Origin of the sequence: Halomonas citrativorans (assembly GCF_014898005.1) — a bacterium.
GTDB lineage: Bacteria > Pseudomonadota > Gammaproteobacteria > Pseudomonadales > Halomonadaceae > Vreelandella > Vreelandella citrativorans.
The window spans coordinates 21,257-35,952 of the sequence record NZ_JABUYX010000013.1; the positions used below are offsets into that span (position 1 = coordinate 21,257).

15 protein-coding genes are annotated in these 14,696 nt (G+C 57.3%); 6 read left to right on the forward strand and 9 right to left on the reverse strand.

Translation table 11 applies throughout. The annotated features are described in order from the left end of the window. Positions 1 to 87 precede the first annotated feature (87 nt). Positions 88 to 717 (reverse strand): c-type cytochrome, encoded by a 630-nt coding sequence (locus INT20_RS12150; RefSeq protein WP_407647901.1) that lies wholly within the window; start codon positions 715 to 717, stop codon positions 88 to 90. A gap of 338 nt (positions 718 to 1,055) precedes the next feature. On the opposite strand from INT20_RS12150, the gene yihA reads away from it, so the two are divergent. Next, the gene (gene yihA / locus INT20_RS12155) at positions 1,056 to 1,709 is read left to right on the forward strand and encodes a ribosome biogenesis GTP-binding protein YihA/YsxC (protein WP_087110463.1); all 654 of its coding nucleotides are present in this window, start codon (positions 1,056 to 1,058) and stop codon (positions 1,707 to 1,709) included. Here the strand turns inward: yihA and INT20_RS12160 are convergent. Genes INT20_RS12160 through argH form a run of 7 tightly spaced genes read right to left on the reverse strand, consistent with a single transcriptional unit; the run spans position 1,698 to position 7,733 of the window. Then, positions 1,698 to 2,438 (reverse strand): HAD family hydrolase, encoded by a 741-nt coding sequence (locus INT20_RS12160; RefSeq protein WP_087110461.1) that lies wholly within the window; start codon positions 2,436 to 2,438, stop codon positions 1,698 to 1,700. The genes yihA and INT20_RS12160 overlap by 12 nt on opposite strands. Continuing rightward, complete coding sequence (locus INT20_RS12165; protein WP_087110458.1) at positions 2,435 to 3,346, reverse strand: tyrosine recombinase XerC; 912 nt, start codon at positions 3,344 to 3,346, stop codon at positions 2,435 to 2,437. The genes INT20_RS12160 and INT20_RS12165 overlap by 4 nt, the downstream gene beginning before the upstream one ends. Then, the gene (locus INT20_RS12170) at positions 3,339 to 4,049 is read right to left on the reverse strand and encodes a DUF484 family protein (RefSeq protein ID WP_087110456.1); all 711 of its coding nucleotides are present in this window, start codon (positions 4,047 to 4,049) and stop codon (positions 3,339 to 3,341) included. The genes INT20_RS12165 and INT20_RS12170 overlap by 8 nt, the downstream gene beginning before the upstream one ends. Before the next feature lie 33 nt (positions 4,050 to 4,082). After that, positions 4,083 to 4,916, reverse strand: coding sequence for a diaminopimelate epimerase (gene dapF, locus INT20_RS12175; RefSeq protein WP_193054045.1), 834 nt, complete (start codon positions 4,914 to 4,916; stop codon positions 4,083 to 4,085). Beyond that, on the reverse strand, positions 4,916 to 6,187 hold the full coding sequence (gene lysA / locus INT20_RS12180; protein ID WP_193054046.1) for a diaminopimelate decarboxylase: 1,272 nt from the start codon (positions 6,185 to 6,187) through the stop codon (positions 4,916 to 4,918). The genes dapF and lysA overlap by 1 nt, the downstream gene beginning before the upstream one ends. Before the next feature lie 23 nt (positions 6,188 to 6,210). Continuing rightward, the gene (lptM, locus tag INT20_RS12185; RefSeq protein ID WP_087110450.1) at positions 6,211 to 6,333 is read right to left on the reverse strand and encodes an LPS translocon maturation chaperone LptM; all 123 of its coding nucleotides are present in this window, start codon (positions 6,331 to 6,333) and stop codon (positions 6,211 to 6,213) included. Further along, positions 6,330 to 7,733 (reverse strand): argininosuccinate lyase, encoded by a 1,404-nt coding sequence (argH, locus tag INT20_RS12190; RefSeq protein WP_193054047.1) that lies wholly within the window; start codon positions 7,731 to 7,733, stop codon positions 6,330 to 6,332. Before argH ends, lptM begins: the two co-directional genes overlap by 4 nt. Positions 7,734 to 8,027: 294 nt before the next feature. Here argH and hemC point away from each other — a divergent pair, with 294 nt between their 5' ends. From hemC to INT20_RS12210, 4 genes are read left to right on the forward strand one after another with little or no spacing between them, the layout of a single operon-like run. Further along, the gene (hemC, locus tag INT20_RS12195) at positions 8,028 to 8,972 is read left to right on the forward strand and encodes a hydroxymethylbilane synthase (RefSeq protein WP_087110446.1); all 945 of its coding nucleotides are present in this window, start codon (positions 8,028 to 8,030) and stop codon (positions 8,970 to 8,972) included. Then, on the forward strand, positions 8,969 to 9,790 hold the full coding sequence (locus INT20_RS12200) for a uroporphyrinogen-III synthase (protein WP_193054048.1): 822 nt from the start codon (positions 8,969 to 8,971) through the stop codon (positions 9,788 to 9,790). Before hemC ends, INT20_RS12200 begins: the two co-directional genes overlap by 4 nt. A gap of 17 nt (positions 9,791 to 9,807) precedes the next feature. Continuing rightward, positions 9,808 to 11,262 carry a uroporphyrinogen-III C-methyltransferase gene (locus INT20_RS12205; RefSeq protein WP_193054049.1) on the forward strand — a complete coding sequence of 485 codons (1,455 nt, stop codon included), beginning with the start codon at positions 9,808 to 9,810 and terminating at the stop codon, positions 11,260 to 11,262. Beyond that, positions 11,259 to 12,521, forward strand: a complete 1,263-nt coding sequence (locus INT20_RS12210) for a heme biosynthesis HemY N-terminal domain-containing protein (RefSeq protein WP_193054050.1) — start codon at positions 11,259 to 11,261, stop codon at positions 12,519 to 12,521. The genes INT20_RS12205 and INT20_RS12210 overlap by 4 nt, the downstream gene beginning before the upstream one ends. 78 nt (positions 12,522 to 12,599) lie before the next feature. Here the strand turns inward: INT20_RS12210 and mscL are convergent, their stop codons facing one another. Next, positions 12,600 to 13,115 carry a large-conductance mechanosensitive channel protein MscL gene (gene mscL / locus INT20_RS12215; protein ID WP_193054051.1) on the reverse strand — a complete coding sequence of 172 codons (516 nt, stop codon included), beginning with the start codon at positions 13,113 to 13,115 and terminating at the stop codon, positions 12,600 to 12,602. A gap of 344 nt (positions 13,116 to 13,459) precedes the next feature. Between mscL and gbdR the strand changes: the two genes are divergently transcribed. Continuing rightward, on the forward strand, positions 13,460 to 14,596 hold the full coding sequence (gbdR, locus tag INT20_RS12220; protein WP_193054052.1) for a choline metabolism transcriptional regulator GbdR: 1,137 nt from the start codon (positions 13,460 to 13,462) through the stop codon (positions 14,594 to 14,596). The last annotated feature ends 100 nt before the right edge of the window (positions 14,597 to 14,696 follow it).

Genomic DNA, 14,696 nt, shown 5'->3' on the forward strand with positions numbered 1-14,696 from the left:
TCCAAGGGATAAGCGAAGATAGGACTATCTCTAACGCTATCAGGTTCCCTCACCGATAGGAAAGAGCATTCATTTTCAGGATACCACTTAGTGTAAACCAAAGAGGTAGTTAGCCACGGCCTGCATATCCTCCTCGCTTAGCCGAGTCGCAATATCGTGCATGCTACCGCTTGGGTCGTTCGTTCGTTCACCGCTAGCAAACGCGTGTAACGCCGTCATCGTATAGGCGGGGTACTGACCAGCAATCGCCGGGTAAACGGCGCTGCCAACACCGCCACCCGTGGGCGTATGGCATGCGCTGCAGGCAGGCACACCACGCGAGCGCACCCCTGCACGATAAATCTCTTCTCCGCGTGCCAATAGCGCCTCGTCTTCCGCATTGGCATGGCCCAGATTAGCCTCCTGGGCTGCATAATAGGCGGCAACGTTCCACGCATCCTGGTCAGAAAAGTCGTCAACCATGCCTGTCATTTGCACAACCACCCGCTCGCCATCACGAATATCTCTAATCTGTTTGGCCAGGTAAGAGGCTTGCTGCCCCGCTAAATGCGGAAATGCACTGGCCGGACTGATGCCCGTTTGCCCATGACAAGCCGCACACGTTTGCGCGCGCTGTTGACCGGCGGTGATATCCGTTGCTTGCGGGTCAGCAGGCTGCGCAGAAACGATAACGGGGGCACTTAAAGCAGCCGCCAAGCTTGCCAGCGCTGCTTTCACACAGATGTTCGTAAAGATTTTCGTAAAGACGTTCATAACGACGCTCATGATGACTCTAAGGACGGTTCTAATAACGACTCACTATGCGATTCAAGGGCTACGCTATTCATAACGGTGGGCGCTATCTGGCATGTCAAATAGGGTGCTCAACCTACCGATTAGTCGCTGTTGGCTTAAGCCCAGTGGTACACTAACGCCCCAGGTCACAGGTATCACCGCTTTTTAGCACAATGCTTGACCTGACTGACGGGGTAATTCGTCGCAGTGCGGCGTGCCATGTCATTATACGCGTGGTTAACGCAGACTGTTTTATAGGTTCGATTTTCAGGATTCATTCCATGTCCACCCCTCAAGATAGCCCCGTCGCTCGGTTGAACTACCCTACCGCCAAATTTGTTATCAGCGCCCCAACACTGGCTACCTGCCCTGACGATACGGGTGCGGAAGTGGCGTTTGCAGGACGCTCTAACGCGGGCAAATCGAGCGCTATCAACGCGCTCACGCAACAGAACGGCCTCGCCCGCACTTCGCGCACGCCAGGGCGCACGCAGCTGATCAACTTTTTCAGCGTCATGAACGACGAGGCGCGGCGTCTGGTTGACCTTCCAGGCTACGGTTATGCGAAAGTGCCAGAAGCCGTCAAAATCGAGTGGCAGCAGCATTTGTCTGACTACCTGCGGGGCCGGTTTAGCCTGCGCGGGCTGGTGCTGCTGATGGACGTTCGCCACCCGCTGAGCGAGTTTGACCAGATGATGCTGAGCTTCGCCGACCAGCGCAATATGCCGGTACATATCCTGCTAACCAAGGCCGACAAGCTGAAAAAAGGCCCGGCAAGTGCCTCGCTGCAAAAAGTCCGTTCTCGCTTAAAAGAGTGGGAAGACCTGGTGTCAGTTCAGCTTTTCTCATCGCTCAAGCGCCAGGGCGTCGATACACTTTCGCAAAAGCTTGACCAGTGGTTGCATACGCCACCGGAAGACACCTCAGGCCACTGAACCGTCCAGCTTATCCAATATACCCGGCAGCTCTTTAATATGTGCGATGCGGTGTACCCTGGGCGGCAGCGCCTGGCTCTGGTCGCTTGAGACCCACACCGCGTGCATGCCCAGTTGCTGAGCCGGTAAAATATCCTCTTCCCACGAGTCGCCGACGTGCATCGCGCACTCGGGCGTGACATTAAGCCTTGAAAGCGCCGTTAGAAAGGGCGTGTGTTCCGGCTTGGGCGCCAGAAGCTCGCCTGCAGCAATCGCCACCGGAAAATACGCCGCCAACGGCTGACGCTTTAAATGAATATTGCCGTTGGTAATGGCCGCCAACTGGTAGCGCTCGCCTAACGCGGAAAGCAGGCCCGCCGCTTCCGGATGCGGAGAAACCTGGATACGCAGGCGATGAAACTCGTTCATGGCCGCTGCCGCCCACAAAATGGCCGCACTCCGGGGCAGGCCCTCGGCTTCCAACTGCGCCTCCAGAGCGCGCAGGCGTAGCCAGGTAAAGTCGCCGCGCCGCTCGGGCACATCTTTAGCGAACTGCTGGCGGCGCTGTAAATAGTCCTCCACGCCCGCCTCATAATCCAGCGACAGCGGCGCCTCTTGACGCGTTGCGCGCCAGATACTCAGCGCCTCAAGTAACCAGCCGTAATGCCCCTCCTCCGTGCGTAGCATCACGCCCTGGTTATCCCAAAGCGTATCGTCTAAATCAAACGTGATAGCTGCTAGTGCGGTCATGGTGTGTTTCCAGAAGGGCGGCGCTTGGCGCGTGGGTGGGCGGCGTCATAGCTGGTCGCCAAATGCTGCCAGTCGAGCCGAGTATATACTTGGGTGGTGGAGAGGTTTGCGTGGCCTAACAGCTCCTGAACCGCACGCAGATCCTGGCTTGATTCAAGCAAATGGCTGGCAAACGAGTGACGCAAGCGGTGAGGATGCAAGTGCTCGGGCAAGCCCCGGCTAACAGAGAGTTGGGCAAGACGTTTTTGAATGGCTCGATGCCCCAGCCGCGCCCCACGCTGGCCCACAAAAAGCGCCGTTTCACCCTCAGGTGCCATAGTTGCCCGGCAGGCAATCCACTCCGCCAGGGTGTGCTGGGCGCGCTGCCCGACAGGCACCTGGCGTGGTTTACTGCCTTTGCCTATCACACGTACGCGGCTGGTCTGCAGATCGTGAAGGTCCAGCGCGGCAAGTTCTGCCAGGCGCAAACCACTGGAGTAAAAAAGCTCCAACATGGCCTGGTCGCGTACGGCCAGGGGCGAACCATCATGCGGGCTATCCAGAAAATGGGCCAATGCATCCACATCGACCGGGCGCGGCAGGTGGCTGGGTTGCTTAGGCGTGCGCAGTAGCGCGACCGGGTTATCGGCAAGAATCCCCTGCTTGACCAGGTCATCGGCAAAGCGCGAAAGTGCCGCTCGGCGCCGTGCAAGGCTGCGTGCGCCAAGCCCGCGGCTGCGCTCTGTGCCTAGAAAAGTGCGCAGCAGCGCCGTATCCAGCAGCGCTGGGTCCTGTATTTCGCGCTGCTCGGCAAACCGGCACAGGGCGCTTAAATCCTGCTGATAGGCGGCGACGGTTGCCGGGCTTGCATGTTGGCCTAGCGCGCCGATATAGCGTGCCACCGCTGCGGCAAGAAGCGACTCAGCCATACGTTTCCAAGCGAATTAAAAGCCGTGCCACGATATCCCCAAGATACTCGGTAAACAGCGTATCCATGCTGGCGCGATAGCAGTCAGGGTTGGGGCTTGCCAGTAGCAGGTATCCCAGCGACTCGCCCGCCGAGAGGCGCGAGATAGCGCAGGAGCCCGCTTTACGTGGCGCTTTAGTATGCGGCAATAGGCACTTCCAATCGCTAACGCTTAACTTGGCACAGCGGCTGGTTTTACCGTCCAGTAACGCGGCCAAACGTGTACTGGCGTGCTGGTCCAGCACATGGCGCGGAGGCTGGGGCATGGTGGGTTCGCTATCGCTTAACGACGCCGGGCACCAAAGTGCCATCGCGGGCGTATCAAATCGCTCGTTAAGCTGAGTCGCCAGAGCTTGCGCTAAGGCGTCACGGCTATCCGCTTCGACCAGCGCCATCAGGGTTTCCCGTAGGCGCCGATACTGAGCTTCGTTGTGCCGAGCAGTTTCCAGTAAGTGCTCCAGGCGATCTTCGGCCTTCTCCGCCCGCTGACGCAAGTCCAGCACCAGCCTCTCAAGCAGCGATACCGCACCATCAATATGCGGGTGCGGCACTTTAAGCTGCTGCAACAACCCTTCACGGCCTACAAAAAAATCGGGATGCCGGGCAAGCCAAAATGCTACCTGGTCTGGATCGAGCGTCTTGCGCGGTTCAGGGGCTTGAGACATCACCGTTCTCCTTGTATCCGTTACGCGTCACTATCAATTAAGTGCTACGCGACCATCAAAAACGCGTGTAGCCGGGCCGACCATGATCAGCGACGCTTCCGGGTCGGGCCACTCGATCGTCAGCTCGCCGCCGGGCAGGTGAACGCTCACCGGGCTTTTCAGGATGCCCTGGCGGATTCCGCTAGCAACAGCGGCGCACGCACCGGTACCACAAGCAAGCGTTTCGCCACTGCCCCGCTCAAATACCCGCAGACGAATCTGGTTAGCCGAAAGAACCTGCATAAAGCCCACGTTAACACGCTTGGGGAAGCGAGGGTGCGCTTCCATCAACGGCCCAAAACGCTCAACCTGGGCGCGCTCAACGCTTTCCACCTGCAATACCGCGTGGGGATTACCCATGGATACCACACCAATGTGAAGCGTTTCACCGTCGACCTCAAGTTCGTGTAATGGTTGGTCGCCTGGGGCTTCAAAGGGCAGTGCTGCCGGGCTAAAGCGCGGCCGCCCCATATCGACACGCACAAGGCCATCGTGCTGTACGTGCAAAACCAGCGGGCCACCGGCTGTTTCTACGTGAATCTCATGTTTGTGGGTCAAGCGCTGGTCGCGCACAAAGCGCGCAAAGCAGCGAGCGCCGTTGCCACAGTTCTCCACTTCACTTCCGTCGGCATTGAAAATACGGTAGCGGAAGTCCATCTCGGGGTTGCGGGGCGGCTCAACCACCAGCAACTGATCAAAACCAATCCCAAAGCGACGATCAGCCAGCTGTTGGATATGCTCCTCACGCAGCCGGGCACGCTGGGTTACCAGGTCAACGACCATAAAGTCGTTGCCCAGGCCGTGCATTTTGGTGAAATGCAGAAGCATTAGCGCGCTCCTTCAGGCAGCAGCGCTTCGCCCGCCCAAAGGCTTTCGACCGTTTCACGGCGCCGTACCACGTGGCACGTATCGCCATCGACCATTAGCTCGGCCGGACGCGGACGGCTGTTGTAGTTGGACGCCATAACAAAGCCGTAAGCACCTGCTGAACGCACCGCCAGAAGATCGCCTTCGGCAATCGCAAGCTCACGCTCTTTACCCAGAAAGTCGCCGGTTTCGCACACCGGGCCGACCACGTCATACACCGCACTTGGGCGAGTTTCACGAGTGTCCACCGGCACGATAGCCTGCCACGCCTGATACAGCGCCGGGCGAATCAGGTCGTTCATGGCCGCATCAACAATGGCGAAGTTCTTGGTTTCGCCGGGCTTCAGGAATTCAACCCGCGTCAGCATGACGCCTGCATTGGCGGCAATAGAGCGGCCTGGTTCAAACAGCAGCGTCAGATTTTCGCCGCCTTCCCAGCGCGACAGGCGAGCCAACAGCTGGCTTGCGTAATCAAACGGCTGCGGGGGCGTTTCATCCCGGTAAGGCACGCCCAAACCGCCGCCTAGATCCAAATGATCAATCTCGATACCCCGTTCGCGCAGGCGCTCCATCAGCATCAATAGTCGATCCAGCGCGTCCAAAAACGGAGCGGTTTCGGTCAACTGCGAACCAATATGGCAATCCAGCCCCTTCACCTCAAGATTCGGCAGGCTGGCCGCCAGCTCGTAAACCTCAAGCGCGTCATCGACCGCGATGCCAAACTTGTTGTCCTTGAGCCCGGTGGAAATATACGGATGAGTGCCCGCGTCCACGTCCGGATTAACGCGCAGCGAAACCGGGGCAACGTTACCCAGTTCCCCCGCTACAGCGTTTAAGCGCTCCAGCTCAGGGCGAGATTCAACGTTGAAGCACTTGATGCCGACTTCAAGCGCACGGGCCATTTCGTGGGGCTGCTTGGCAACACCTGAGAACACCACTTTTTCAGGGTCTCCTCCGGCTGCCAGCACGCGCTCAAGCTCACCAATGGAGACAATATCAAACCCGGCGCCTAGCCTTGCAAGCAGGCCCAGCACCGCCAGGTTAGAGTTGGCTTTAACGGCGTAGCAGATCAAATGCGGGTGACCGCCAAGCGCTTCGGTGTAAGCGCGAAAGTGGCGCTCAAATGTTGCCTTGGAATAAACGTAACAGGGCGTGCCGTGCTCTGCGGCAATCTGCGAAAGCGGCACATCTTCGGCGTAAAGCACGCCGTCGCGGTAGTTAAAATGATCCATAATGTCGTCTCTCCTGCAGCCGCTTACCCAGCCTGTTCGGCCACACCGTTATCGGGTGAGTTATCGTCGGGCAGGTAGAGCGGTCCCTTCTGACCGCAACCCGCGACGAATAAAGCGATGATCGCGATAAGCGCTAATGTTTTCATGCCTGACCCTGCAGTAACGAGAGCGCCTCGCGGGCACGCTGTGCTGCGGCACGCACCTGATTGGGCGCCGTCCCGCCAATGTGATTACGCGCGGCCACCGAGCCTTCCAGCGTCAGTACGTCAAAAACATCCTGCTCGATGATAGAGGAGAACTGTTGAAGCTCTTCCAGACTCATTTCCGAGAGATCTTTTTGGGTTTTCAGGCCGTAAGCAACCGACTGGCCGACGATTTCATGGGCATCGCGGAAGGCAACGCCTTTACGGACCAGATAGTCGGCAAGGTCGGTGGCGGTAGAGAACCCACGCCGCGCCGCTTCATACATGCTGTCTTTTTTCGGCTCAATGGCAGGCACCATATCCGCGAACGCTTTCAAGCAGTCGCGCACCGTATCCACCGCGTCAAACAGCGGCTCTTTATCTTCCTGATTATCCTTGTTGTAGGCCAGCGGCTGCGACTTCATCAGCGTCAGCAGGCCCATCAAATGACCATATACGCGGCCTGTTTTACCGCGTACCAGCTCCGGTACGTCAGGGTTTTTCTTCTGCGGCATAATGGAAGAGCCGGTGCAGAAGCGGTCAGGCAGGTCGATAAAGTCAAACTGGGCGCTGGTCCACAGCACCAGTTCTTCGCTCATGCGCGACAGGTGCATCATCAAGATGCTGGCAAAGCTGGTGAATTCAATCGCGAAGTCGCGATCCGATACGGCATCCAGCGAGTTCTCTGCCGGACGCTCAAAGCCCAGCAGCTCAGCGGTGACGTGGCGGTCAATCGGGTACGTAGTACCCGCCAGCGCAGCGGCGCCCAGCGGCAGTACGTTAACGCGTTTACGGCAATCCAGCAGGCGCTCATGGTCACGGGCGAGCATTTCCTGCCAGGCCAGCAGATGATGACCAAAGGTGACCGGCTGGGCGGTTTGCAGGTGGGTAAAGCCGGGCATGATGGTATCGGCTTCGCGGTCGGCAAGCTCGATCATGCCTTCGCGCAGGCGCTTTAATTCCACCTCAATGACGTCAATCTCGTCGCGCATAAACAGGCGGATGTCGGTCGCTACCTGATCATTACGCGAACGACCGGTGTGAAGCTTCTTGCCAGTGATACCGATCTTGTCGGTCAGGCGTGCTTCGATATTCATGTGGACGTCTTCAAGCGGCACCGACCAGTTAAATTCGCCGCGCTCGATTTCACCTTGAATTTCGGTCAAACCGTTAATAATCGCGTCGCGTTCTTCGTCGGTCAGCACGCCTACGCGGCTAAGCATGGTGGCGTGGGCAATAGAGCCCTGAATATCCTGGCGCGCAAGGCGCTGGTCAAAGGTGACAGACGCGGTAAAACGCGCCACAAAGGCATCGGTAGGCTCGCTGAAGCGACCGCCCCAGGACTGATTCGTAGCTTGGCTCATCGGAGGTATATCCTGCTGACAAAACAAAAGAGTCGATGGCGGAAAGTGTAACAGAGTCATTGCGCTTATGGCTTGAGTTCGGGCCGCCTACATTTGCAGAGTAATGGCGTTTGGCCCGCCGAGCACTTATCTTTAAGGCAATTCTTTAAGACTGCTCTTGGAGACAGCTTTTGAAGACAGTGGCTTAAAACAGCTTCTTAAAAACAGCCAGTTATTTTTACTGTGCGCCCGGGTGCTTTATGATGAGACACATCATAGCTTGACGCGCCGCGTCAGCGGCAAAGGGAGAATAACGTGTCATCCATCACCAAACTGCGTATTGCTACGCGGAAAAGTCAGTTGGCCATGTGGCAAGCCGAGCACGTCCGTGACCGCTTGATGGCTGCCCATGAGGGCCTTGAGGTTGAGCTGGTCGCGCTCTCTACTAAAGGCGACAAAATTCTCGACACCCCTCTGTCTAAAATTGGCGGCAAGGGGCTATTTGTTAAAGAGCTGGAAGACGCCATGCTGGATGGCCGCGCGGATATTGCCGTCCACTCGATGAAGGATGTCCCCATGCTTTTCCCCGAAGGCTTAGGGCTTTCGGTTATTTTAGAGGGCTCAGACCCTACCGATGCGTTTGTATCCAACCATTATAAAAGCATCGATGAATTGCCTGAAGGGGCCAAAATAGGCACCGCCAGCCTGCGTCGCGGGCTCCAACTTCGTGAAGCTCGCCCTGACCTGCAAATTCTCAGCCTGCGCGGCAACGTGCAAACCCGGCTGGCCAAACTAGACGATGGTGAATTCGATGCCATTATCCTGGCGACCTCTGGCTTAAAACGCTTGGGCCTTGAAGAGCGTATTGCCCAGGCACTGCCGCCAGAAGTGTGCCTGCCCGCCTGCGGCCAAGGCGCGCTGGGCATTGAGTGCCGCCTGCATGACCCGGAACTGATCGGCCTGCTGGCTCCGCTGGATGACCCGGACACCGCCACCCGCGTACGTGCAGAACGCGCCATGAATACGCGCCTGGAAGGCGGCTGCCAAGTACCGATTGCCGGTTTCGCGGTGCTCGACAAGGCCAATGAGACGCTGTGGCTGCGCGGGCTGGTGGGCAATCCTGAGGGCACCGAAGTATTGCGTGCTGAAGGCCGCGGCTCAATGTACGAGCCTGAAGCACTGGGCATTCGCATTGCCGAAGAGCTGCTTGACCAGGGTGCAGGCGATATTTTGGCCGAGGTCTACGGCAACCACGTATGACACAGCCAGTGCTGATCTGCCGACCTGGCAAGCGCGGTGAAGTGCTTGCCAATACGCTGCGCGCAACGGGCGCCTGGGTAGAGCCAATGGCGGTGATGAGCCTTCAAGCGCTACCAGAGGACCCGCTGATGCGCCGCGTCTGGCTGGATATTGACCAGTACGACAAGGTAATAGTGGTTAGCCCCTTCGCGGCCCTGTGTTTAGGTAACGCGCTGGATCGCTACTGGCCACAGCTACCCACTGGCATTGCTTATTATGGCGTGGGGAGCGCTACGGCAGAGGCACTGTTTGACCAGTTGGGCGTACGGGTACGCATCCCATCAGCAGCGGCTGACAGACCCGGTGCTGACCAACAAAAGGCTGGAAATGAGCGCGGCGATAACACCAGCGAGGCACTTTTAGCGCTCGCCTCACTGAAGAATGTCGCACATCAGCGGATATTACTGGTGGCGGGAGAAGGTGGCCGAACGCTACTGGCCGAGACGCTGACAGAACGCGGTGCTCAGATGACCCGGGTCGCTGTGTATCGGCGCATTTTTCATCCGCCTTCGGCCTCACTCCAGGCCCGCCTTGCTACGGGAGATTTTCGAGCACTCATCGTCACCAGCAGCGAACTGCTCGAACATCTGGCAAAATGGTGTGATCAAACAGCGTTGAACCAACCGCTAATCGTTTCCAGTCAGCGTTTAGCTACACTGGCCGGTACACTGGGTTTTTGTGACCTCAAGGTGGCGTCGGGAGCAACGCCAGCTGCCCTTGCAGCTGCGTTGGGCAGGTCCTGTAATCCTATGGGTGCCGATGTCGATCAAGGAACTTAATTAAGGGCTAGCGACAGATGAGCAAACAACCAAACGACCAGGAAGACGTACAAAAAGCGTCCGCCGACGCGCCTCAAAAAAGCGCCACGCCGGGCGAAACTGCCGCGTCTACCTCAACTCCCTCGCCATCAAGCGCGGTTGAAAGCAGCCCACCCGCAAGCTCGGCTGCCGAACCATCAAGCAACGCGCCTAAAAATGCTAGCTCTCGTCGGCGTGGCAAAAACAGCGGCAAACCTGACGCGGCCTCTGCCACCGCCCCCCCTCCCAGTACGACGCCTAACAGCGAAAAACCGACAGCCAGCGTTACAGAACCTGCCACGGCTAAAAAAGAGCCCGATGGCAATACGGCAACGCCCAATCGCCCCTCCGGTAACGGTGGAAAAGGCACAACGCCGCCTCCCCCAAGTGGAGGTGAGCAGTATAAAGGCCGCAAAGGCGGCCTGTTAGCCTTGGTGTTGGTACTGGTGCTGGGCGTGGCGCTTATTGTGGTGGCCTGGCAAGGCTGGCAACGCCTTAATAGCCAGCAACAGCGCATCAATGCGTTAAGCCAACAGACTGACAGCAGCGCGACGCAGCAATCCGTGAGCGAGCTTGAATCACGCATTGAAAGCAGCGAACGCGAACGTACCCAGGCCCTTGATGGCACGCTGGAAGAGTTACGCAGCGAGCTTGATAGCTACCGCAGCGACGTCAACAGCACGCTGGATGACGTGCTGAACCAGCTTTCCCAGACGCAAGACACCGACGACCGCGATTGGCTACATGCAGAAGCGGCCTATCTGCTGCGCCTGGCAAATCAGCGCCTCCAGCTTGAAGGCGATGTTGACGGTGCTGCTGCGCTGCTGCGTACCGCCGACGCCCGCCTGGCGGATGCTGACAACCCAGCGCTAACCGCCGTGCGTCGTGATATTGCTAACGAGCTTGCCGAACTGGATGGCGTGCCGCGTGTGGATCGTACGGGACTCTATCTAGCGCTTAATGCGCTGCAAGAACGCGTTTCCAGCCTGCGTCTTTCGCAGGAAGTGGAAGAAAGCGCCGTCACCTCCGGCATTGAGCAGCCGCCTACCGGCAACTTCCAGCGTCAACTGGCACGTTTTGGTGAAGAGCTTAAAGACCTGGTCGTGATTCGTCATCACGACGAACCGATGGAAATGCTGGTCACTCCCGAGCAAGAGTCGTACCTGCGCCAAAGCCTGCGCTTGATTCTTGAGCAGGCCCAGCTTGCCCTGTTGAAAGAGGAGCAGCCGCTGTATGAAGCCAGTATCGATAAAGCGCTGGAATTACTTAACGGCTACTACGACCTGGACAGCGAGGCCACGCAAAGCGTGATCTCAAGCCTTCAGGAGCTTAAGCAAGCGGATATTGAGCCCGAACTGCCGGATATCAGCGCCTCCCAGCAGGCCATGACCCACTTTATTGAAAACCGCTTCAGGACGCGCCAGCAAAATGGCGAAGAGGGAGGTGATGCATGAGAAAACTTATTCTCCTGCTGGTCGCGGGCCTAGCCGTCGGTGCCCTGTTTGGGCACCTGATGATGTCAGTACCTGGTTATTGGTTAATTCGGGTAGGTGAAACCTCGGTCCAGACCTCGTTCTGGTTTGGCCTGATTCTGCTGCTGGCCGCATTTATTGTGGTGCATTTTGCACTGCGGCTGCTGACCGGCATCCTTCGTCCTGTGGGCCGTTTCCGTACCTGGAACAGCCGTGCGCGTAATCGCCGTGCCATGAAGCGTACCGTGCGTGGTTTGGTCGCCTTGACGGAAGGCCGCTGGAAAAAAGCCGAAAAAACCCTGGTCCACGCCGCCAATGACTCCAGCACGCCGCTAGTTAACTACCTGTCGGCCGCCCTGGCAGCACATTACCAGGGTAACCACACTAAATCTCAAGAGCACCTGAACCAGGCCCAGCTCACCACCGAAGGCGCCGACACGGCCATTGGCTTGATGCAGGCGCAGCTGATGATTGATCGACAGCAGCCTGAAGAGGCGCTGGCAATTCTGAATCGCCTGGACAGAAAACTAAGCGACCACCCGCAGGTACTGAAACTGCTCAAGCAGGTACACCTGAGCGTCAACGACTGGGAGGGCTTGCGCTGGCTGCTGCCACGCCTGGCTGCCCAAAAGCTGATTGCCCAGCAGGAGCGCGAGCAGCTTGAATTCAAGGCGTACCGTGAGCTGATTCTGTTTGAAGCTAAAAATCCCGGTAATATCGAGCGTGTTCGCGGCCTCTGGGCAGACATGCCCGAGTACCTGCGCGGCAACACCGAACTGGTCGTGCTGTATACCGATGCGCTGGTCCAGTCGAACGAAGAGAGCATCGCCGAGCGTCTGCTAAACCACTCGCTGGATCATCACTGGGATGCCCGGTTGGTGAAGCGTTATGGCCTGCTTAACGTGCATGCGGCGCGCCAACTGACAAAAGCTGAAAAGTGGCTGCAAGAGCGCCCCAATGACCCCGAGCTACTGCTAACCTGTGGCCGCCTCTCCCTGCGTACCGGTAAGTGGGAAAAAGCTCTGGAGTACTTTGAGGCCAGCCAGCGCCAGCGTCCCAATGGAGAGGTGTGCGCCGAGCTTGCGCGTCTCTACGCAAGCCTTGGCGAACACAATAAAAGCCAGCTTTACTACCGTCACAGCGTAGAAATGCTAGCGCAGTCACTGCCTTCGCTCCCCCAGCCCAGCGATGCCAGCGACAGCCAAAAATCGGATACGCAAGCGACCAAAAAACGCGCTTAAGGTACACTACGAAAAAAGGGGCGTCCTACGAGGCGCCCCTTTTTTATGCCGTTGATCCGTCCTGAATAGCGTTTCCCGTCACGCCTGCGGTGGAGGCGTTGCCGCCTTTAGAGACTGCTCTTCAGCTTGCGTGGGTACGGGCAGCTCTGACGTACAGTGTCCGCAGCGGGTCGCTTTGATAGGCACCGTCATAAAGCAGTAGGGGCAGGGTTTTTCGACCGGACTTTTGGGCGCCTCTACCTCTTCACGCTTTAAGCGGTTGATGGTTCTCACCAGCATGAAGACCACAAAGGCAACAATCGTAAAACTGACGACCGCATTGATAAACAGGCCAAGGTTGAGGGTCACCGCACCATCTGCCTGAGCCGCCGCAAGTGTGGGGTACGATGCTGACGTTGCTCCCTCTCGGAGCACGACAAACAAGTTAGAGAAATCGATACCGCCGACCAACAGGCCGATCACCGGATTCATGACATCTTTTACCAGGCTTTGCACAATCAGTGTAAACGCGCCGCCGATAATGATGCCCACCGCCATGTCTACCACATTGCCTTTAACGGCAAACTCGCGGAACTCCTTGAAAAACCTGGCCATTGATGCCTCCTTACGCATTCAGATTATGAGCTTATAGCGTTTTTGTGTGCAAAGCCTTTGGGTTCAATGACTTATTAAAACGACGCTGAATGTTGAAAAAACGTTTCGCTAATCACTGACACCCGCTTAGTATCGGTATTTACCGCCTTTAAAACGACCTCAAGCATTCTATTTGCGACACCCGTTGAGTTGCCTTTCAGATTGCTTTGTCAGTATAAGCGTCATTCGTGCCAATATGCAGGCAAGCAGCACGTATCTAGCGCAGGGGCTCACAACAAGACACCAGCGACATAGAACGATAATAAAAAGAACATCAATGATGTTAGGTGATAGAGGTAAAGACCATGACCACCGATCAATCCCAAAAAACCATGCCAGTAGGTCACTCGCACATACCGCAAACGCTCGGTTTTCTGCTGCTGGACAACTTCACCCTCATTTCGCTGGCGTCAGCGATTGAACCACTGCGTATGGCAAACCAGTTGGCGGGGCGAGAGCTTTACCGCTGGTATACCTTGACTCAGGACGGTGCACCGGTGCGCGCCAGCGACGGCCTTAATGTGACGCCGGACGCCTCTATCCATGCGCCGCTCTCACTTGATTGGGTAGTCGTATGTGGCGGGGTCGCTCCTCAGCACAGCGTTAGCCGCGAGCATATTCAATGGCTACAGGCTCAGTCGCGCCAGCTGCGACGCTTGGGTGCTATCTGTACCGGTAGCTGGGCGCTGGGTCAGGCGGGTTTACTGGATCATTATGAAATCAGCATTCATTGGGAGTGCCTGGCCTCTCTTCAGGAAGCCTTTCCGAAAATCGTCCTGACGACGCGGCTGTTTTCCATTGACCGTGACCGTTTCACTGCCTCGGGCGGCACGGCGCCGCTGGATATGATGCTCAACCTGATCACTCACGATCACGGCAAGGAGCTTTCCGCCGGTATTTCCGAAATGTTCGTCTATGAGCGTATGCGCAACGAGCAGGATCAGCAGCGCGTGCCGTTAAAACACGTGCTGGGTACGACGCAGCCCAAGTTGCTGGAAATCGTCGCGTTGATGGAATCCAACCTTGAAGAGCCGCTTGAGCTTGATGAGCTGGCAAGCTATGTCGATGTTTCCCGCCGCCAGCTGGAGCGACTGTTCCAGCGTTACTTACACTGTTCGCCTTCCAGGTATTACCTAAAGCTGCGCCTAGTCAGGGCGCGCCAACTGCTCAAGCAAACGCCTCTCTCGATCATTGAGATTGCCTCGGTATGTGGCTTTGTTTCTACCCCGCATTTTTCCAAGTGCTATCGAGAATGTTTTGGTATTCCGCCACGCGATGAGCGCTTGGGCATCCATACACGCCAAAAAGCGCCGGAAAAGATTCCTCCGCTGCTGAAGCGCTGGGGAGCAGAACCTGTCAGCAACGAGCCGGCATCAAGCGCGCTGCTGGCTCTGGCCTATGCCCAGGGCGAACCCACCTTTGCCAGCGTTCCTCTTGGCTAAACGGGTGTACCACCGCTGAACTAGAGCTGCCGCAAGGCGGCTCTTTTTTTGTACCGTGTTTTCTGTTTATTCACCAGGCTTCCTGCGCCTGCATTTCTCA